This window comes from Stackebrandtia albiflava (genome assembly GCF_007994225.1).
Taxonomy (GTDB): Bacteria; Actinomycetota; Actinomycetes; order Mycobacteriales; family Micromonosporaceae; genus Stackebrandtia; species Stackebrandtia albiflava.
Genome location: NZ_VLLL01000005.1, coordinates 24140 through 39202, shown reverse-complemented (window position 1 = coordinate 39202; position 15063 = coordinate 24140). Strand labels below are relative to the sequence as shown.

Annotated in this window: 18 protein-coding genes; 8 read left to right on the top strand and 10 right to left on the bottom strand. The window is 72.7% G+C overall.

All coding sequences use genetic code 11. From position 1 onward, the window contains the following. Nucleotides 1-383: 383 nt before the first annotated feature. The 3 genes from LX16_RS01015 to LX16_RS01005 form a co-directional block, all read right to left on the bottom strand. On the bottom strand, nucleotides 384-1193 hold the full coding sequence (locus tag LX16_RS01015; RefSeq protein ID WP_147131683.1) for a DinB family protein: 810 nt from the start codon (nucleotides 1191-1193) through the stop codon (nucleotides 384-386). A 55-nt stretch (nucleotides 1194-1248) separates the two neighbouring features. After that, nucleotides 1249-1659: a hypothetical protein gene (locus LX16_RS01010; RefSeq protein ID WP_147131681.1), complete on the bottom strand. Its 411-nt coding sequence runs from the start codon at nucleotides 1657-1659 to the stop codon at nucleotides 1249-1251. Nucleotides 1660-1746: 87 nt separating this feature from the next. Further along, complete coding sequence (locus LX16_RS01005; protein WP_147131678.1) at nucleotides 1747-2244, bottom strand: hypothetical protein; 498 nt, start codon at nucleotides 2242-2244, stop codon at nucleotides 1747-1749. A 168-nt stretch (nucleotides 2245-2412) separates the two neighbouring features. Between LX16_RS01005 and LX16_RS01000 the strand changes: the two genes are divergently transcribed. After that, a complete protein-coding gene (locus LX16_RS01000) occupies nucleotides 2413-3501 on the top strand; it encodes a winged helix DNA-binding domain-containing protein (RefSeq protein ID WP_211354218.1) in 1089 nt (362 codons plus the stop codon). Nucleotides 3502-3532: 31 nt separating this feature from the next. Here the strand turns inward: LX16_RS01000 and LX16_RS00995 are convergent, their stop codons facing one another. Together LX16_RS00995 and LX16_RS00990 are read right to left on the bottom strand one after the other, a co-directional pair. Next, complete coding sequence (locus tag LX16_RS00995; protein ID WP_211354217.1) at nucleotides 3533-3796, bottom strand: hypothetical protein; 264 nt, start codon at nucleotides 3794-3796, stop codon at nucleotides 3533-3535. Beyond that, nucleotides 3793-4242: a hypothetical protein gene (locus LX16_RS00990; protein WP_147131675.1), complete on the bottom strand. Its 450-nt coding sequence runs from the start codon at nucleotides 4240-4242 to the stop codon at nucleotides 3793-3795. The genes LX16_RS00995 and LX16_RS00990 overlap by 4 nt, the downstream gene beginning before the upstream one ends. A 166-nt stretch (nucleotides 4243-4408) precedes the next feature. On the opposite strand from LX16_RS00990, the gene LX16_RS00985 reads away from it, so the two are divergent. After that, on the top strand, nucleotides 4409-5044 hold the full coding sequence (locus tag LX16_RS00985) for a nucleotidyltransferase domain-containing protein (RefSeq protein ID WP_147131672.1): 636 nt from the start codon (nucleotides 4409-4411) through the stop codon (nucleotides 5042-5044). On the opposite strand, the gene LX16_RS00980 is transcribed toward LX16_RS00985, so the two are convergent. The 3 genes from LX16_RS00980 to LX16_RS00970 all read right to left on the bottom strand — a co-directional run bounded on the left by LX16_RS00980 (nucleotide 5041) and on the right by LX16_RS00970 (nucleotide 7247). After that, nucleotides 5041-5466: a MarR family winged helix-turn-helix transcriptional regulator gene (locus tag LX16_RS00980; RefSeq protein ID WP_147131670.1), complete on the bottom strand. Its 426-nt coding sequence runs from the start codon at nucleotides 5464-5466 to the stop codon at nucleotides 5041-5043. The genes LX16_RS00985 and LX16_RS00980 overlap by 4 nt on opposite strands. Nucleotides 5467-5531: 65 nt before the next feature. Then, nucleotides 5532-6377, bottom strand: coding sequence for an alpha/beta fold hydrolase (locus LX16_RS00975; protein WP_147131667.1), 846 nt, complete (start codon nucleotides 6375-6377; stop codon nucleotides 5532-5534). A gap of 90 nt (nucleotides 6378-6467) precedes the next feature. Then, nucleotides 6468-7247: a phosphotransferase gene (locus LX16_RS00970; RefSeq protein ID WP_158645444.1), complete on the bottom strand. Its 780-nt coding sequence runs from the start codon at nucleotides 7245-7247 to the stop codon at nucleotides 6468-6470. A 181-nt stretch (nucleotides 7248-7428) separates the two neighbouring features. On the opposite strand from LX16_RS00970, the gene LX16_RS00965 reads away from it, so the two are divergent. Beyond that, complete coding sequence (locus LX16_RS00965) at nucleotides 7429-7794, top strand: DUF1622 domain-containing protein (RefSeq protein ID WP_147131661.1); 366 nt, start codon at nucleotides 7429-7431, stop codon at nucleotides 7792-7794. Here LX16_RS00965 and LX16_RS00960 read toward each other — a convergent pair. Further along, nucleotides 7741-8220, bottom strand: coding sequence for a hypothetical protein (locus LX16_RS00960; protein WP_147131658.1), 480 nt, complete (start codon nucleotides 8218-8220; stop codon nucleotides 7741-7743). The two genes, LX16_RS00965 and LX16_RS00960, sit on opposite strands and share 54 nt — an antisense overlap. Then, entirely contained in the window at nucleotides 8217-10283 is a 2067-nt protein-coding gene (locus LX16_RS00955; RefSeq protein WP_147131655.1) for an alpha/beta hydrolase family protein, read from the bottom strand. Before LX16_RS00955 ends, LX16_RS00960 begins: the two co-directional genes overlap by 4 nt. Before the next feature lie 227 nt (nucleotides 10284-10510). On the opposite strand from LX16_RS00955, the gene LX16_RS00950 reads away from it, so the two are divergent. From LX16_RS00950 to LX16_RS00930, 5 genes are all read left to right on the top strand, one after another. Continuing rightward, the gene (locus LX16_RS00950; RefSeq protein ID WP_147131652.1) at nucleotides 10511-10714 is read left to right on the top strand and encodes a hypothetical protein; all 204 of its coding nucleotides are present in this window, start codon (nucleotides 10511-10513) and stop codon (nucleotides 10712-10714) included. A gap of 68 nt (nucleotides 10715-10782) precedes the next feature. Next, nucleotides 10783-12135 carry a hypothetical protein gene (locus LX16_RS00945; RefSeq protein WP_147131647.1) on the top strand — a complete coding sequence of 451 codons (1353 nt, stop codon included), beginning with the start codon at nucleotides 10783-10785 and terminating at the stop codon, nucleotides 12133-12135. Continuing rightward, nucleotides 12132-12419, top strand: a complete 288-nt coding sequence (gene adfB, locus LX16_RS00940; RefSeq protein ID WP_147131644.1) for an actinodefensin-associated protein B — start codon at nucleotides 12132-12134, stop codon at nucleotides 12417-12419. Before LX16_RS00945 ends, adfB begins: the two co-directional genes overlap by 4 nt. Further along, nucleotides 12416-13186: a hypothetical protein gene (locus LX16_RS00935; protein ID WP_147131641.1), complete on the top strand. Its 771-nt coding sequence runs from the start codon at nucleotides 12416-12418 to the stop codon at nucleotides 13184-13186. The genes adfB and LX16_RS00935 overlap by 4 nt, the downstream gene beginning before the upstream one ends. Next, nucleotides 13187-15061, top strand: a complete 1875-nt coding sequence (locus LX16_RS00930; RefSeq protein ID WP_147131638.1) for an ABC transporter ATP-binding protein — start codon at nucleotides 13187-13189, stop codon at nucleotides 15059-15061. Nucleotides 15062-15063: the final 2 nt, after the last annotated feature.

Sequence of the window (15063 nt, the reverse complement as noted above, 5' to 3'; positions counted from 1 at the left end):
GGGGGCACGAGGCCGCCGCACGCATCGGGGCTCAAATTAGCTTAGCCTTACCTCAGCCAAACGGCAGGGGGTATCCGATCCGCACGGAAGGACCCGGCCGCGACGGCACCGGGCCGGCACCGCCGCACGCCGCGATGACGCCGATGTGAGAGCCGCCTGACGCACTCCCCTCCCAACGTCCCGACCCGACCGGTCCACACGGGAGCCGTCTCCCGTCCGGACCGCCGGCATCGTCATGTCCCCATCACCACGAGGAACCACGATGAAATCCAAATACGTCCATACCAGACGGTGGCTCCCGGTGCTGCTCGCCGTCGCCGCCGCACTCGTCGGCGCGGCCGGCGCGGCCGGCGCAACGGAATCACGGCAAACAGGCCCTGTCGTCAGTCGGCGCCCGAGCCGCCTTCCAGAATGGACAGGTCGCGTTCGGCGAACCGGCGGTGCTCCCACTCCTCGTTCAACACGATCCGCAGGCAGGTCTTCAACGGGAAGCCCTCCAACCGGGGCCAGCCCGGCTCGGTGCGGGTGACCTCCTCGGCCAGCCGCGCGTCGGTCAGCGAGGCCAGGACGCCGCGGACCATGGCCTGCCGTTCGGCACGCAACGCCAGCACCTCGTCGAGTGGCGGCCGCACTCGACGGTCCCACGGGATACCCTCCCAGCCGGGCGCCTGGTCCCAGGGCAGATCCCACGGATGCCACGGCGACGACTCGCCGAGTACCCCCCTGCCCACCCACGCCGCCGTCGCGAAACCCAGGTGCCGCAACGTCTCGACGAACGACCACTCGCCGTCCACACTCCGGTGCAGATCGGCCTCGGGGAACATCTTCGCCCGCGCGACCGTCTCCTCCCACAGTCGTTCCAGGATCGACCACGCCTCCCGGAAACCCTCGGCGTCGTCGGGCCGCATCCTGACCCTGTCGGGCATGCGCCGGTCGAGCTCCGCCTCCACAAGAGGCGCGATGTCGACGCCGTTGACGACCACGTCGCGCAGGTCACCGTCGATCCTGACGCCGGCCAGTTCCACGCCGCGCAGACGCGCACCGTGGAACATGGCGCCGTCGATGCGCACGTCCGTGAAGTCGGTCGCGCGCATCTCGGCTCCGGTGAAACGCACCCGTGTGAAGTGGGAGTCGGCGAGGTTCACCCGCTCGAACCGACTGCCACCGAGGTCCTGGTCGTGGAACTCCGTCATGGCGTCAGGCTACGTCCACCGACCGACATCGCGGCGCATCCGCGCGTCGCACCGTTCAGGGCCGCGACGTGTCCACCGATTCCATGGGCGCCAGGGACCTCCGCGCCACCGGCAGCATCACCAGCGCCACCGCCGACACCGTCAACACCACCGTCATCCCGAGCGGCCGCAACAGCCACACCGCCAGGCCGAGGCTGACGACGAGGCAGCCGGCCGACCATCCCCACGCCGCCCGGTGATGGGGATGCCGCCACAGCGTGTACCCGCTGCCGATCAGGATCGCCGCGTACACGCCCAGAAGGACGAGGGGTACCACGAAGAACAGGGCGACGACGAGGAAGGCGGAGTCGAACATGTCGACGACGACCACGGCGGACAGGGCGCACTTCCCCGACCACAGCGTTCCGGCGAGTGCCGTGAGGGAGGCGGCGGCGAGCCGTGGGACTCCAGTTGCGCGACGGGGCATGACGATCCGATCCTCACATCGACGACTCGACAACCGGCGATGTTATCGGCGTGCGCCACCACCGGGGCCCCACCGCGCGGACCCGGGTCACGGCCGGTGCCGCGACCAGCCCCGAATCGGTTCGTGTCCCGCCAGGCGCGGATCGTGCCGGACGACCTCACGGGCGAATGCCGGACCGAACCCGTCCCACCGCGCGAGGAGTTCACCGCGTGCGCACACCGTCGACCGGTGGGCGTGAAGGGCCGCCGGCACGGGTGCGTCCCGGTCGAGAACGGCGGTCTCCTCCCACGGCACCAAGAACAACCGCACGTCGTCGCCCTCGGGATAGAACACGACGTGGTCGGCACCGGGGCCCGGGTACAGCTCCAGTACACCGGTCCGCCCGGCCGACAGGTCGTCCCGGGCGGCGGGCAGGCTCAACAGCAGCTCGACGACGTCGGAGTAGTCGAGGATCACGTCGCCGGCCGGGAAGCCGACGAGCCGCGCCACCGCGTAACGGGTCTCCAGGAGTCGGGCGGCGCAGCACAGGACGGGGAACTCGTGCGGGCCGTCGAGTGCGATCGACTCCTCCAGCTCGCGATACAAGGCATCCACTTCAGACCGTGACTTGTGGACGTGCGGCGTCCACACGATGTCGCACACCCGCATCACCTCCGTCCGGACCACTGCGGCGCCGATCACCCTCACCGGAAATCGGCGCGCGCACGGCGATCAGGACCGTATCCGTCCGCGATGGATCGTATCGTGCCGGTCATGACGCCGCTGATCACCGATCGTGTCCTCAACCGCACCACCCTGCATCGACAGCTCCTGACTCACCGGCTTCCACTGACCGTCCCCGAAGCGCTGCGGCGACTGCTCGGAGTGCAGGCACAGGAATCGAACGCCCCGTACCTGGGCCTGTGGACCCGGCTGTCGGGGTTCCGGCTCGACGACCTCACGGCCGCCCGGGAGGCACGGGAGGCCGTCCGGGGATCGACGCTCCGGGGCACCCAGCACGTCCACGCCGCCGACGACTACCCGTGGCTCCGTCCGCTCGTGGCACCCGTACTGCTGCGCGGACGGCAATCCGCCTTCGGCACCCGCACGGTCGGGCTCGACCTCGACGAACTGGCCCGGCGGGGCGCACAACTGCTGTCCGGCAGGACCATGACCCGTTCCCGGCTGCGAGACGAACTGGCGCCGCACTTCCCCGGTGTGCCGCCGGAGGCGCTCGGCTGGTCGGCTCAGGCGGTGCTCGCCGTGGTGCATCCGCCACCGAACGGATGCTGGCGCCGGGGCGGGGCGACACCGTTCGCGCTCGCCGAGGAGTACCTCGGCACCCCGATGCACGACCGGCCCGATCCGGCCCGGCTGGTCCGCCGGTACCTCGCCGCGTTCGGTCCGGCGACGGTCGCCGACATGCAGTCGTTCTCAGGCGTGCGCGGGCTGTCCGAAGTGGTCGACGGCATGGGCCTGCGCAGGTATCGCGGCGCATCCGGCGCCGAGCTGTTCGACCTTCCCGACGCCCCGCTCGCCGACGCCGACACCCCCGCGCCGGTGAGGCTGCTTCCGGACTTCGACAACCTCATGGTCGCCTACGCCGACCGCCGTCGCGTCATGTCGGACGCGGTGCGGGCGAAGGTCTGCGTCGGCGCGATGATCGCCGCGACCGTCCTGGTCGACGGCCGGGTACGCGCTTCGTGGACGATTCGGCTGCGCCGGGACGAGGCCGTCCTGGAGATCACCCCGCTGGAACCGTTGAGCCGCACCGACCGCGACGCGGTCCACGCCGAGGCGGCGGCCCTGCTGGAATTCGCCGCGCCCGACGTAGACGGTCGGCGACTTCATTTCCACGACTGACGGACGCCGCCCGGCGCGTCGGCGCGACCGGTCACCGGTCGCCGTCGCGCCGGTCCGCGTCGATCCGGCGGACCATGAGCAGTCCGCCGACGCCCGGTATCAGCACGCGCCACGGCACCCCGACCGCGGAGCGGGCCAGGGAACCGGTGACGATCACCGTGACATAGGACGCTCCGTGGAGTGGTCCGGTCCAGCCGCTGATCCCGGGGGCGTGGACCGTCGCCAGGTTCACCAACAGCACCACCAGGGAGACCGCCTCGACGAGGGCGGCGATCCGCAGGATCCGCATGGTCATGCGGCCACCTCGTATCCGGGCCGGACGATCATCAGCACGACGACGGCGGCCCAGATCAGGTTGTAGAACCCGGCGAGCATGGCCAGGGTGCGCAGGTCGCGGACGGTGCCGGGTTCCCAGAGCGCGGTGCGCTGCCGCGGGTGGATCTGGGCGGCGAGCAGGACGGCCGCCACACCGGTCAGCACCATGGCGACGACGACCCAGATCTCCCCCATACGGCCCTGCACGGTCGCCAGGACCATGCCGACCACCGGAACGACGACGCCGCACAGTGCGTAACCGCCGGTGATGCGGTGGAGCAGCGCGGCCACGGCGGTGTCGCGTTCCTCGGAACCGTCCTCGCCCGACACGGGGGCGTATCGCGGGAAGAGGCTCGTGGCCACGGCCGAGCCGCCGACGAAGACGATGCCGGCCAGCACGTGGACGGACAGCAGTAGTGAGTTCACGGAAGACTCCAAGCTTCAGGCTGCCTGAAGCATAACGCATAGCTTCAGCAACACTGAAGGTCTCGGTGCCCGCCGGCCCGAACCCGGCGACACGCAGCCGCCGGACCACGCCTGAGACGATGCCCCGATGACCGATGCGACGCCCCCAGCCCGATCCCATGTGGACTTGACCTCGTGGTACGGCCCGTGGGACCCCATGACACCGGCCGCCGTCCGTGACCTGCTGGCCGGTTCGGATGTCCGGTGGTGGATCGCCGGCGGCCACGCCGTCGACGCGCACACCGGGACCCGCCGGGCACACGGCGACATCGACGTCGCGGTCGCCCGAGACGACATACCGGCACTCCGCCGCAGGCTCGCCGGCTGGCACCTGTGGGAGGCACACGACGGCGCCCTGAAACCACTGCACCCGCACCACGAGCTGCGCCCCGACCGGCACGGCCTGTGGGCCAGACGCGACGCCTCCTCACCGTGGCGCCTCGACCTGCTCGTCTCCGCCGTCGCCGACGAGCACTGGCTGTTCAAGAACGACCACGGCATCCGCATCCCGATGCCGGAGGCGGTCACACACCACGGCGGAATCCCCTACCTGGCACTGGAGGCGGTACTGCTGCACAAGTCGAGGCTCATGCGCGACAAGGACCGACGGGACTTCACCACCGCCCTCCCCCACCTGTCGGACCGGGCGCGGAAGTGGCTCGCCACCGCACTGGAACGGCACCGGCCCGGCCACGAGTGGCTGCCGACGCTGCGGAACGGACGACCGGCCCGACCCGCGTCACCGCCGAACCGCGCCCCCTAGCCGGTGAACGCCTCGACGATGCCCCGTCCGACCCGCCGCCGCACCGGGTCGGCGTCCGCCCCGAACAGTCGCGCGTCCACCTCCGCGACCACCCGTCGCGCGTCGGCCAGCACCGCCGCACCGGCCTCGGTCACCTCGATCGTCGAGGCGGCACCGGCCCTGGCGGTCCGGTCCCGGACCAGGCCCGCACGCGCCAGGGCCTTCACCGAGGTGTGCACCGTCTGCACCGTGATGCCCGACATCCTGGCCAGATCGCTGAACGACGCACCGGGCACACCGGCCACGTGCCCCAACAGGCCCAGTTTGCGGACCGTCAGGTCCAGCGGGGCCAGCGCCGAGTTGAGCTCGGTCTCCACCTGGCGCGCCAGGGTCAACACGATGATGGACGGGCTCGTCACAGGCGGAGTGAAGTCGGTGGTCACCCGTCAAGTCTCGCGCATCGGCGGCCGGTCCTCGGGCACGTGGGTGAACCCGCCGGCCGGCCCTGTCAGTCCCGGCTCAGGAACTCCACCACCGTGGACCGGAACCATTCCGGGTCGTCGAGCCACATGAAGTGCCCGCCGCCCGGCATGACCGCCAGTTCACCGGCGGGGAACAGGCCGACCGCGTCGGCGGCGGCGAACCGGGTGAGCACGATGTCGTGCTCTCCGGCCAGCAGCAGCACCGGTGCCGACAGTTCACCGAGCCGCTTCACCACGCCCCGCGGCTCCGCCAGGCCGGCGTACATGCCCTCAGTGGCCTCCGCCGACCGTTGGCGCGAGTCGGAGGCGGCGTGTTCCCGCGCCACCGCGTCCCACCTGCCGTACAACAGCGGCGCCATCGCCATGCGTTGCGCCTCGGTCTCCTGGAACGGCTCCGCCCGCTGCACCTCGGCGAGTGCCGCCGTCGCTTCGGAGTACCACGGCTCGGCGGCCCGTTCGGCCATCACCCGGTCCCGCGCGACACCACCCGGCACACCACTGACCATGAAGGAGGAACCCGCCAGGACGACACGACGCAACCGGTCCGGGTGCGCCGCCGCGTACAACTGGACCACGCCCCCGCCCGCCGAGTGCCCGAGCAGATCGATCCGGTCGAGCCCCAGGTGCGCCCGGAACGCCTCGACGTCGGCGGCCAGCGTGGCGGCCCGGTGGTCGCCGTCGGCGGGAACCGCCGAACCACCCGTGCCGCGGTTGTCCAGTATGTACAGTGTCCTGTCCCGGGAGAGCCCGCCGAGGTCGCCCAGGTACTCACCCGCCCGGCCGGGGCCGCCGGGGATCACCAGCAACGGTGCGCCCTCCCCGATCCGGCGGTACGCCAACTCGGTGCCGTCGAACGATTCGAAGCGTGTCATGGGGGAATCCTCTCGCGACCGGGCCGTCCGGTCCAATCGGTAAGCGGCCGTAAGGCGTCCGAGCGGAACCGGCGGCGTCGTCGAAGCGGTTCACAGCAACGCGTCGAGCGACCGGAACAGGTCGATGCGGTCGGAGTCCACCGGATCCGCCCCGTACCGGCGCAGGAACCGCCGCGCGTACTCCGGACCGTACTGCGGATTCAGACGGTGGTCCGCGAGACTCCGCGTCACCAGGGCCAGGTCCGCGTACGGATCCGAGCGACCGAACCTGCCCACGTCGACGACACCGGTGACGGCGAGGGAGTCCGGGTCCAGCAGCACGTTCGGAAGACAGAAGTCACCGTGGCACAGCGCCTCCGCGCCCTCGGTGAGGCCGGCGGCCAGCGTGGCGGTCCGGTCGAGGACGGCACGCCGGTCGCCGGAGTCGTCGCGCGCCACCGCCTCCGAGGACTGTGCCAGGATCACCGGTACGTCGCGGGTGAAGGGACAGCCGTCCACCGGCAGCGAGTGCAGCCACACGGCGAAGTCCGCGACCGCGTCCACCACCGCCGCCCGCACCGGCTCGGGCCACGGCTCGGCCGCGCTACGGCCCGGCAGGCCGGCCGACACCAGGAAGGCGGTGTCGCCGATGACCCCGGCGTCCCACGGTTCCGGAGCCGGGACACCGTTGGCGGCCAACCACCGCAGCCGATCCGCCTCGGCGGTCGGGTCGCCGCCGGTGTCGGGGCCGACCGGCCACGGCGCCAACTTGACGAACAACGCCGAGGGACCGGTGAGCCGGTACACCGTCGCTCCCGAGTACCCGTCCCCGATGGACTCCCAGTCGTGTCGGTCGTACCTCCGGCGCAGCATCGTCTCCGCGTTCCGCATCATCGGACCATATCCCCGCAGGCCCGACCGGCCCACGGTTCAGCCGACGCGACCCCGCGACCGGACCGTGCGCCGCGTGAAGAGCCCGGCCCCCGAAACCGCCCCGCTCGGCGTGGCACCTGGCGGCGACGGCCACGACCCGGTACACCGGACACCGCCACACCACGGACGGGAGCCGGACATGTACGAGGAGACGGTGACCGCCGTCGGAGCCGCCATCGACCTCGCGGGCGTCGCGGTGATCGTGGTGGGGATGATCGTCGCCACCGTGCGGTTCGCGTGGCGCGGCGGCGACGGCATGACCGACCGGTACCGGCGATACCGGCAGGGCATCGGGCGGGCGATCCTACTGGGCCTGGAGTTCCTGGTCGCCGGGGACATCATCCGCACCGTCGCGATCACCCCGACGTTTCAAGGCGTCGGAGTGCTGGCCTTGATCGTCGCGGTGCGCACGTTCCTCAGTTTCTCCCTCGAAGTGGAGCTGGAGGGCCGCCTACCGTGGCGGCCCGACCGGGCGATCACGTCCCGCCCCCGCGACACCCGGTGAGACGGCCGCCCGCCGGTCCACACCGGCAACCCCGTCCGGCGGGCCTCCGGCGGACTCCGGAATCTCCACGAGCGGCGTGTAACGCACCGACACCGGCAACCCCGTCGACAGGGTCTCGCCGTCGACCGTCACCCACGTGATGTAGCGGCCGTCGCCCTCGGCGGGGGACGTCTCCCTGCCCAGCACCAACCGGGCGTCGTGACCCAACACCCGCAGTCCGGCCGTCAGGAAGACGTTCTCGTCGCGGGCCGTCCCGTCCGCCGACATGCGGCGCCACCTCCGCCGCAACCGGACCAGGTCACGGTCCGGCCGGCGTCCGCCGCCGTACCGCGGCGTGATGCCGCCGAGCGTCCCGGCGGCACCGGCACCTCCGGCGATGGCGGTGGTGACCTCTCGGGCCGCCGTGGCGGCGTGTCTCATCCTCATGACCGCTCCCTCACTGCGGTGGCCGGGTAACCGGTCCACCGGTGGATCCAGGACAGTTCCTCCGCCACGGCCGCGCCGATCCCGTCGGCGGTGGCGAACACGTGGCCCTCGTCGCGGACCAGAAGGAGCCGCGCCCGGGCGCCGGCGGTCCGCAACGCGTCGTAGAAGCCTCGCGCCTGGGCCACGGTGGTGGCCCCGTTCAGGTCGGCGGTGCCCTGCACCAGCAGCACCGGCGCGGTGATCCGGTCGGCGGCGCGCACGACGGTGAAACCGTCGTACACGTCCGGCGCCCGCCAGAGACTGCGGCGCTCGGTCTGGAAACCGGCCGGGGTCAGGGTCCGGTTGTACGCGCCGTTGCGCAGCACCGCGCACCGGAACAGGTCACCGGTGTCGGCCAGCAGCACCGCCGCGCAGGCCGCACCGAACGAGTGCCCGTACAACGCCGTGGCGGCCGGGTCGATCCGGTCGGACACCGCGTCGAGCACACCGGTGAGACCGTCGCGCAGCCGCGCCCGCAGCTCCTCGAATCCGGTGCGTTCGTCCCAACGCAGCGGACAGGTCACCGTAAGGACCGCGCACGACGGCAGGTATGACCACTGTGGTGTCGCGGGCGCCGGTTCCCGCCGCTCGGGTGCCCCGGTCGGCCGGTGCTCCGAGGTCGCCGGACCGCCCGCGACCGGGGTCAGGCACACCACCACCGGCCGGTCGGCCACGTCGGCGGACGGGTCACGGAACAGGCGGTACCGGACCCCTGCCACCTCGCCGGACTCCACCGTGGCGACCCGGGGACGCGGCCCGACGGTGCGCGCGCGGACCCGGACGCCGTCGCGGGACAGCCGGGCGTCCCGTTCCCGCAGGTCGAGTTCCCACCCGTGGGGGAACGGCGTGACCCCGGCGGGCCACCGTCCCGCCACGGCCAACCGGTCGCCGTCCAGCCGCACCGACATCGCGCCGGGCGCGTCGGCGGGACCGACCAGGTCCACCAGGACACCGTCCCCGTGGCGGCGCAGCCCGACCGGTGACTCCGGTGGCGTGATCGTGGTGGCGGGACGTTTCCCCACGGCGGTGAGGCGGTCGGGGCCGAGCACGTACACCAGGTCGGGGGCGGCCGGGAGCCAGTCGGTCACAGGTCCCCGGTGGACGCCGATCCGGTAGGGGTCGGCGTGCGGTTCGGCGGCCCAGAACTCCGCCCGGTCGCCGTCGACGTCGCAGAAGGCCAGCAACGAGGGTGCGGCCCACCGGAGGCTGCCGCGCCGGAGGTTCCCGAGGTCCCAGGGCACGGCGTCGCCGTCCAGCCGGTACACCCGGTGGCGCGCGGTGTCGCCGTGCAGCAGCTCCGTCAACTCGCCGGGATCGGCGCATTCGGCCAGCAGCACGTGGCGGCGGTCGGGTGAGGGCGTCATCGTCACCACGACCACGCCCTCGGCCAACACCTCGGGGTCGCCGCCCGGGACCGCCCGCACCAGGTCGGCGCGGGCCGCGTCGTACCAGTCGGCGACGACCGGGGACGGCCAGGCACCGTCGTCGACGGTGTCGAAACGCCGATCGGTGAGGTGGCGGCGCGAGGCGTCGCGCAGCGTCACCAGCCCCCCGGAGTCGTCGCACCACGTCGACCGGAAGTCGCGGTCTCGCAGGCCGAGCAGCGATCGCGTCACCGGCACGGCGAGGGTGTCGCACCCGCCGGTGTCCGGATCGGCCAGCCAGGGGCGAAGCCACGGACCGACCCCGGCGAGACGCCGGCCGTCCGGGCTCCAGTCGGGGGCGGTCAGGGTGCGGACGCCCCCGCAGGTGTCACGCGCGGCGGCGGGGTCGTGGACGGTCAGGCGCAGGACCGGTTCGGGGCCACCCGCGACCCGTCGCCGGGTCCGGTCGAAGGCTCCGAAACCGCCGTGCCGCAACAGTTCCGCTGCCCGGTGGGGGCGACGCGGGTAGCGGGGACCGGCGACAAGCGCGACCAGTCGCCCGGTGGGGTCGGGGTGGACCTCCCACCGGCGAGCGGCGGTCAGGTCCGCGACGAGACGGCGGACGGCGGCGGCCACGCCGTCCTCGGATGTCACGGTCACTCCGCACCACCTCCACTCGGCTCGGACGGGCGTTCATGATCGCACCATCCGGCCGTTTCATCCCGTTGCCGCCGCAACGATGTCACTGTCCGCTATCCGACAGCGGGCCGACGGAATCGACCTGCCGAAATGCCGGTTATGTCCTATATGCTACGCCCGGGTCGTGTCCGCGACCCGGCGGCCGCGATCCGGCCGCTCAGGGAGATTCCGAACGAAGGGGGACGAACATGGGCTTCACGCACCGGCGTGACGTCGAGTTCGAGAAGACCAGCGGCGTCGCCGCGCACCTCGGCAACGAGTCGGCGGCGCCGATGGAGTGTTGCGGGTGCCCGGACGACGGCGCATGCCGTGAGTACTGCGTCGCCAACTACGGCGCGCGCGGCGGCTACTGCGAAGGTTTCCTGAACCTCCGCTGCCGCTGCATCTACTGACCGACGCGCGGAATCCGTGCCGTGACGACTCGTTCTCACGGCACGGACCGCCATCAGGACGGGGGACCATGACGCACGCGACCACCTCACCGGCCCAACGCTGCACCGTCGACGTGGTCTCCGGCCGCGTCGTCGCCGGTGACCTCCCGGAAGGGGCGCGGCTCCGCCCCGGCAGACTCACCCTCGACCGCTCGGCCGCCACCACCGGCGACGTCTACTTCCGGCGTCGCGACGGTGTCGTGGAGCTCGCCGACGGTCTCGCCGCGCTCGTGCCGCGCGCCTCACTGGCCGAACTGTCCGTCACCGCCGTACTCGGAATGTGCCTGGGAGCGCGCCCGGCACCCGAACTGACCCACCTGGAGAAGGTCTTCCGGGCACCGCCGCTGTCGGTGGTGGACGTCGGCGACGAGGGACACCTGATCCGCTGCGACCCGCACACCTTGTCCCGCGACGGGCGCCGCCGTCCGGTCCGGGCGGCCGTCGTCGCGTTGGGCGAGGCGGTCGCCGCCGGGATGCGCGAGAACGCGGCGGTCGCCGTCGCCGGGACCGCCTCGCGCGCGGTCCTGAGGCTGGCGGGCCCGAACGCGAACCGTCTCACCGCCGAAGTGGACGCCGGGGGACACGACGACCTGTGGCCGCCGCTGCCCGACGCGCAGCAGGCGGTGGTCGCGGCCCTCGCCACCGCCGCCGCCCGGGGCGTCACGGGGGTCGTCACCGGCTGCCACCTACGGACACTTGCCACCGTGGACGCCGACGAGCTGGCGGCCCTGGTGGGGCGGCGGCACCGGTCGGTGGAACCCTGGCAGGCCCATCCGGACGTCTCCGCCGAGGAGACCGACCACTCCCACGACCACGACACCCCCACCGCCGACGTGCCGCCCTGGCTGACGTTCCCGGGGAAGAGCCGGTTCTTCGCCGCCGCGGCCGCCAGCGCCGCCGCCTGGAAACGGTTCCTGCCGGAGGACTCCGGCCGGGTCGGCCGGGCGGTCTGGACGCTCACCGATCCCGCGCACGGCCGGCACCACGACATGGCCCGCGCGTTGGGGGTCGAGCTCACCCGGCCCGCCGCCGCACCGCGGGCCGTGTCGGCGCTCCTGGCGTTGACACCTCGCCAACGGGGAGCGGTGACCGCGGGCAGGATCGAATCGGCGGCGCTGCTGGAACGGCTCGCCGACCATCCGCCGCCGCAACCCGACGGCGGGCAACGGGCACGGACCGCCGCCGTCGCCTGGGTGAACCGGTCACACGACGCCGTCACGTCGTTCGCGACGGACGGTTTTCTCGCGCGGGCGGGTCTACTCGACCGTGCCGCGCTGATCGAGTCACTGTCCAATCCGTTCCTGACCGCCCGCCACGCACTGACCCTGCGCCGCATGGTCGCCGTGGACCGGTGGCTGTCTACCCGACCGGAGCACGCATGACCACTTCCACCACGACACCGACACCGACACCGACACCGACACCGACCACACTCGCCGACTGGCGTCCCGCCGCATCGACACGACTGGTGACCCTGCCGCTGGGCGGCACCGTCCTGGTCGACGTGGAGACCCTGGCCTGCCACGAACTGCTGCCGGAGGCCGACCGGCTGCTGCGGACGCCACCGGGGACTCCGGTCGGCCTCACCGACGCCCACCACGAGTTCCTGAAGCAGGCCGCCGACGACGGCTGGATCACGCGCGGCCGGGACGGGGAGGCGCCGTGATCGGCTGGATCGTCATGTCGGCGGCGGCGGCCGTCCTCGCCGCCGCCGCGATACTCAAGGCCGTCGACGCCGCCGCGAACCGGCTGGAATGGCCCACCGGGCCGGTGCTGCTGCGGTGGCGAATCCCGGTCGGGCTCGCCGTCACCGGCGAAGTCCTCGCGGCGGTCGCGGTCGTCGTGGCGCCCGGCCGCTGGACGGCGGCCGCGGTACTGGCCGGCGCCTACGGAGTGCTGGCCCTGGCCGCCCACACGCTGCGCGGGTCGCAGTGCGCGTGTTTCGGTGCGTTGGGCGGCCGGGTGACGACGTGGCACGTCGCGGCCGACGTGGCGGTGATACCGGTGGTGGCGGCCGCCGCCGCCCTCGCCGGTCCCGCACCGGCGATCCCGCTGCGGGCCGGGATGGTCGCGGTGATCACCGCGGCGGTCGCGGGCACCGTGACGGTGTTGTCGCGGCGGCGGCGCCGCATCGTCCGCGACTCCACGAGCGACTGCCTCCGGCACGCCCACCACGTCCGGGTCCTCACCTTGAAGGGCTGCTCGGGTTGCGAGGCGCTGCTGACGCTGCGCGGCGGCCGGGGCGGTGCCGTCGTGTGGCACCAGGTCACCGGTGACGACGACCCGTACGCGCGCGACGCCGACGGACAGTTCCCGTGCGCGATCGTCGTCGACGACGAGGGCCGGGCTCTGTGTCCTCCGGTGTGGGGGCTCGCCGACATCGACGACCTGCTCGACCGGCAGACCGCGCTCGCACTCGACGGGGCGGGCTGAGTGGACACGCCGGGCGCGGACGACCGGCCGCAGCGGGGAACGCTGCGGCGGGTCGCCCGATACCTGCGCCCGGACCTGCGAGGGGTCGGCGCGTTGACCGCCGCCGTCGTCCTCCACGCGGTGTTCGGCGTCCTGCCGCCCCTGGCGTTCCAACGCCTGGTGGACAACGGGGTGATCCCCGGCGACGTGGGCGTGATCCTGGTGTTGTCGGCGTTGGCCGCCGGTTCGGCGATCGCGGTCGCCGGGACGCAACTGCTGACCCTGTGGCTGTCGAGCCGGGTCGGCCAGCACCTGATGTTCCGGATGCGGGGCGACCTCTACGCCCACCTGCAACGCCTACCGCTCGGCTTCTACACCCACACCCCCACCGGGACGCTGGTGGCCCGCCTCAACCAGGACACCACCGTCGCGCAGGGGGCCGTCACCGCGGTACTGCCGCAGGTGGTGGGCAGCGCCGCGACCCTGGCCGTCACGTTGACGACGATGACGATCCTGTCCTGGCAGGTCGCGGTGGCGGCGGTCGCGGTGCCCGCCCTGATCCTGCTCCCGGCCAGGCGGGTCGGGCGGCGGCTGCTGTCACTGAGCCGGCGGCGGCTGACGGCGGTCGCGGACCTGTCGGCGTTCATGACCGAACGACTCAGCGTCGCCGGATACCTGCTGGCCAGGTTGTACGGCAGGCCCGCCGCCGAGTACGCCGCCTTCAACGCCCACTCGGCGCGAAACCGCGACCTGGGCGTGCGGATCGCCGTCGTCAGCGGGGTCTTCGGCACGGGCGTGTCCATGGTGGATGGCCTGGCGATCGCGGTCACGTACGGTGTCGGCGGCTATCTGGCCGCCACCGACGCGATGTCGCTGGGCACCGTCGTGGCGCTGGCCGCGCTGCTCCCCCGGCTCTACGCGCCGATCACCACGCTCACCACCGCGCACACCGACGTCATGGGCGCCCTCGCCGGTTTCGAGCGGGTGTTCGCGCTGCTGGACGTGCCGTGTCCCATCACCGAGCGGCCGGGGGCGGTCGCGTTGCCGCCCGGTCCGGTCACGGTGGAGTTCCGGGACGTCCGGTTCGCCTACCCGGTACCACCTCGGCTGCCGGACGCGCCGGCGGTGGCGAAGCCGGTTCCCGCGCTTCACGGCGTGAGCTTCACCGTCGCCCCCGGGCGACGGGTGGCGCTGGTGGGTTCCTCCGGGGCCGGCAAGACCACGATCGCGGCCCTGCTGGCCCGGTTGTACGACGTCGACGGCGGACGCGTGCTGTTGGGCGGCCACGACGTGCGCGACCTGCGGTTCGACTCGCTGCGCGACCACGTGGGACTGTTGACGCAGGAGCCGTACCTGTTGCACGACACCATCGCCGCCAACCTGCGGTACCCGCGTCCCGACGCCACCGACGCCGAGATCGCCGAGGCGTGCCGCGCCGCCCGGCTGGAGACGTTGATCGCCGGACTGCCCGACGGGCTCGACACCGTGGTCGGCGACCGGGGGCACCGGTTGTCCGGCGGCGAGAAGCAGCGACTCGCGATCGCCCGGTTGCTGCTGGCACGTCCCGGCGTGGTGATCCTGGACGAGGCGACCGCCCACCTCGACCTGGAGTGCGAGGCGGCGATCCAGGAGGCTCTGACGACCTCACTGACCGATCGCACCGTGCTCGTCATCGCACACCGGCTCGCCACGGTCCGCGACGCCGACACCATCCTGGTACTCGACTCCGGCCGCATCGTCGAACACGGACGCCACGAGGAGCTGCTGCGCCGGTCCGGACGCTACGCGCGGCTGTGCCGCACCGGGCTGCGGCACGAATCCGAACCGGCCGACGCCACCGGCGTGACACCGGAGACGCCACCGATCGATCCGGCGGAGGCGGGTGTGCCGGTGTGAGC